The sequence below is a fragment of the Thiocapsa sp. genome, from assembly GCF_035467215.1.
Lineage (GTDB): Bacteria > Pseudomonadota > Gammaproteobacteria > Chromatiales > Chromatiaceae > Thiocapsa.
Genome location: NZ_DATITZ010000150.1, coordinates 1 through 3,993, shown reverse-complemented (window position 1 = coordinate 3,993; position 3,993 = coordinate 1). Strand labels below are relative to the sequence as shown.

Below are 3,993 nucleotides of genomic sequence, written 5' to 3'. Positions count from 1 at the left end.
CGCGGCCGGGCGCGAGCAGGCGAGATCCATCGGGGCTTGGTTGCGGTCGCGCGGGGTCGAAACCGCGAGGGTCTACTCGAGCGAATGGTGCCGCTGCTTGGAGACCGCCGAGCTCTTGGGACTCGGGCCGGTCACGCCGCTGCCAGCGCTCAATTCCTTCTTCGAGCACCGAGCGGATCGCGGGCCGAATCTGGCCGCACTCGAGGCGTTCCTCAAGGACCAACCTCCAAACGGCGAGCCCATCGTACTGGTGACGCATCAGGTCACGGTCACGGCGCTCAGCGGCATCTATCCCGCCTCGGGAGAAGCGGTGTTGATGGAGCTGTCCGATCGGGACAAGGGCAAGCTCGAACCGGTCGGGCGGATGGACTTTGGTCCCTGAACAAGACCGAACCGGGCGCAGCAGAACGCAACGCCCCGAGAGCAATTCGACAACAAACGAAACACGTAGGATGGGTCGAGCGTGAGCGAAACCGATCCAGCCCACACCAAAGGCGTCAGCGCCGAAACCGGCAACGCGGCGGTTTGGAGGATGGGTTTCGCTATCGCTCTACTCATCCTGCCGCCTGCTCGTATTAGGCCGCAGCGGCCAGTCCGTCCGGGCCCAATCGCTCCTTCAGCTCCTTGATCCGCCTCGGAACCGACTCGGGGTGACTCTGCGCACCCTTGAGCTGCTCGGCGAAGAGCTCGGTCTCGGCACGACCGACCTGCGTGAGCAGACGACCGAAGATCACGTTGACCTCGCCGGCCTCGAGCTCGTTCGTGACCTTGAATGCCTCCTCCAGGCTCATCTCGGGGACGCGGTGCTCGATGTCGCGCAGCGCGTTGAGTGATTCGCGCATCTCTTGGTCACGCACGCTGGGAACGAACTCCACCTCGCGGTTGACGGCGACCTGGTAGAGACAGGCGAGCATGAGCCGCCCGTGCTCTATCTCCTCCTCACGCAGATCCAGGAAGAAACGGTGCACGTCGGGATTGGACTTGAAGCGCTCGGCCATGGCCGCGTAGATATGCGCCACGCGGAACTCGAAGAGGGCCGAGAGCTTGTAGGCATTGCCGATGGCTCCGGGCATGGGCACGCGCCGCGCCTGATACTTCTCGGCGATGCGCTGCAGCAAGGTCTTGTTCTTGCTCAACAGCATCCCGACGAAGACATCGAGCCCGAACAGCTGAATGATCTTGACAGGGTTCTTGAGCCAGAAGCCTCGGTCGATCACGGCTTGCATCTGGAATCTCCGGTCGCGGTTCCGATTCGCCCGCTCGGGGCGGTCTGTCCGGGTGCATCGACGCGCGGACAGCCGTCCGGGTGGGACTGGGTTTTCCTCGATTCAGGATAGCCGATTCGCGCGCGGCGCATCTGCCGAATCAATCAATGGCGTCGGCCCGGTCGACATCGAGCCGCAGCGGCGCAGGCAAGCCCTCCGACCGCCAACGTCGGTAATCCGCCAGCACCAGGGCATGGTCGAACGCCAGCACCGGGGGAAGCGCATCCGGCGAGAAGACCTGCAGGGCGCGCGCATCGTCCATCGCACGCGGCTCGCCGCGCGCCTCGGCCACATAGACCGCGGTGACCGTATGGCCGCGCGGATCGCGCGCCGGATCCGAATAGATGCCGAGCAGGGCGCGCAAGGTCACCGCAAGCCCGGTCTCCTCGGCGGCCTCGCGGATCGCCGCCGCCTCCATGCGCTCGCCGACATCCACGAAACCGCCTGGGATGGCCCATCCGTAGGGCGGATTGAGACGCTCGATCAGCACGACCGGGCGGCCGGGTCGGTCGACCAGCTCGATGATGGCGTCGGCGGCAAGCAGCGGAGTCACCGGAACGGGCATCGCCCTTCCTCCTGAGTCGGTAACGTGTCAGAGACTAATTGAGCACCGAATCTAATCGTTGTCGTTGTCGTTGTCGTTGTCGTTGTCGTTGTCGATAGTCGATTACGACAACGACGTCGAGGCAGACACCGGGCGATGGTCGGCCCCGTCCCCGCCGCATCCACACCGGTCAAAATTCGACCAGCGCCGAGATCGGCTCCGTCCGCCCGCGGCTTAGCCGATGCCCGCACAGCTTATCCACACGAGCAGACACAGACCCCGGGGACAATCGACGAACCGGCCGATCCGGCTTCGCGTCCACGCAACTGACGCGGATCAATGCCGAAAGACCGCGCAGCCGCTAGGGTCCGATCCCCGACACTTCGCGGAGATCCCGGTGAGCAACCCCTTCGACCTCGACGACGACAACGCCTATCGACGCTGGAAAGAGCGCAAGCTCGCGGCGGCCCCGACCGCACTCACGGACCTCGTCGTGGAGATCGGCGATCCGCGCGCCTTAAGCGATGCCGAGCATGCGGCCATCCTCGAGCGCTGCCGCCGCGCCAACATGGCCATCTATATCGGCTCCACGGGCGACGACCCGGACAAGGCGATCCCGATCGCGCTCGGCGCGCGCTTCGGCCTGCATCGGCTCGATCACAACCGCGGAGCCGACGAAGATGCCGTCACCTCGCTCACCGTGCAGACCGACGCCGCGCACCGCAACTACATCCCCTACTCCGATCGTCCCATCGCCTGGCATACCGACGGCTATTACAACACCCCGGAGCAGCAGATCCACGGCCTGCTGCTGCACTGCGTCCAGCCCGCCGAGACGGGCGGCGAAAACGCCCTGCTCGACCACGAGATCGCCTACATCCTGGTGCGCGATCGCGATCAGGAGCATATCCGCGCCCTCATGCATCCGGCCTGCATGACGATCCCGGCCAATCTCGTCGACGGTGTGGAGCTGCGAGGCGAAGCAACCGGTCCGGTCTTCTCGATCCGCCCGGACGGACGTCTGCACATGCGCTATACGGATCGCAGCCGCAACATCCTCCGGCGCGATGACCCCGCAACCGAGGCCGCCGTGACCTGCCTGAAGGAAATCCTGCGCACGGCATCGCCGTGGCACTTCACGGGTCGTCTCGAAGCCGGATGGGGTCTGATCTCGAACAACGTGCTCCACACCCGCACCGGCTTTACCGACGGTCCGAAGCCACGTTTGTTGTATCGTGCACGCTATTACGACCGAATCGGCGGGACCTGACGGTCGACCCAGCCAACCGCTCCGCATCAGCGCCCGTAGCCATCGCCATCGGGGAGGCGACTCGCGGCGCGATTCGGGGTAGTCAAAGGGGGGCGTCTGGTGCAAACTCGATTCGCCATTGCCCACGATGGTCGATGTCGGTGCACCGACGTTCATTCACGAGCGTCGATGACGTTTCCGACGCGGCCTGCCCGGCGTGGTCTGCATCGATCCGCGGCGGCATCAAGATACCTATAAGCAAGCTCCAATCACTGAATCGAGGATTCGAACCATGATGAAATCAGGTTCCCTATTGATAGGACTCCTGTGTGTATTGGCCGTCGCAGCTGTTCAGGCGGACGAGCCCATTGTCATCAAATTCAGCCACGTGGTGGCCGCGGACACACCCAAGGGCAAAGCCGCAGAGCGTTTCGCCGAGCTCGCCAAGCAGAAGACCGACGGCCGCGTCGAGGTTACCGTCTATCCCAACAGCACCCTCTACAAAGACAAGGAAGAGGTCGAGGCGCTACAGCTCGGCGCGGTCCAGATGCTTGCACCGTCGCTGGCGAAGTTCGGCCCGCTCGGGATCAAGGAGTTCGAGGTCTTCGATCTGCCCTACATCTTCGACGGCTACGACCAGCTCCACACGGTCACCGAGGGGCCGATCGGCGACGAGCTGCTAGGCAAGCTGAGCGACAAGGGCGTGTTGGGCCTGGCCTTCTGGGACAATGGCTTCAAGGTCATGAGCGCCAACAAGCCGCTGCGGGAGCCCAAGGACTTCCGCGGCTTGAAGATGCGCATCCAATCTTCGAAGGTGCTCGACGAGCAGATGCGCGCCCTCGGCGCCAATCCCCAGGTCATGGCCTTCTCCGAGGTCTATCAAGCACTCCAGACCGGGGTGGTCGACGGCACCGAGAATCCGCCCTCGAACTTCT

General features: G+C 64.3%; 5 protein-coding genes. 3 read left to right on the top strand and 2 right to left on the bottom strand.

Annotated elements, in window-relative coordinates; all coding sequences use genetic code 11:
- The coding region (locus VLR48_RS08565) for a histidine phosphatase family protein (protein WP_325291377.1) at positions 1–382 on the top strand (382 nt) is incomplete at its 5' end.
- A gap of 193 nt (positions 383–575) precedes the next feature.
- Here VLR48_RS08565 and VLR48_RS08560 read toward each other — a convergent pair.
- Both VLR48_RS08560 and VLR48_RS08555 read right to left on the bottom strand, forming a co-directional pair.
- A complete protein-coding gene (locus VLR48_RS08560; RefSeq protein WP_325291376.1) occupies positions 576–1,226 on the bottom strand; it encodes a ferritin family protein in 651 nt (216 codons plus the stop codon).
- Positions 1,227–1,365: 139 nt separating this feature from the next.
- Positions 1,366–1,830, bottom strand: a complete 465-nt coding sequence (locus VLR48_RS08555) for an NUDIX hydrolase (RefSeq protein ID WP_325291375.1) — start codon at positions 1,828–1,830, stop codon at positions 1,366–1,368.
- Between the two features lie 376 nt (positions 1,831–2,206).
- Here VLR48_RS08555 and VLR48_RS08550 point away from each other — a divergent pair, with 376 nt between their 5' ends.
- A complete protein-coding gene (locus VLR48_RS08550) occupies positions 2,207–3,079 on the top strand; it encodes a TauD/TfdA family dioxygenase (protein ID WP_325291374.1) in 873 nt (290 codons plus the stop codon).
- 313 nt (positions 3,080–3,392) lie between these two features.
- On the top strand, positions 3,393–3,993 hold a 601-nt coding region (locus tag VLR48_RS08545), incomplete at its 3' end, for a DctP family TRAP transporter solute-binding subunit (protein WP_325291373.1).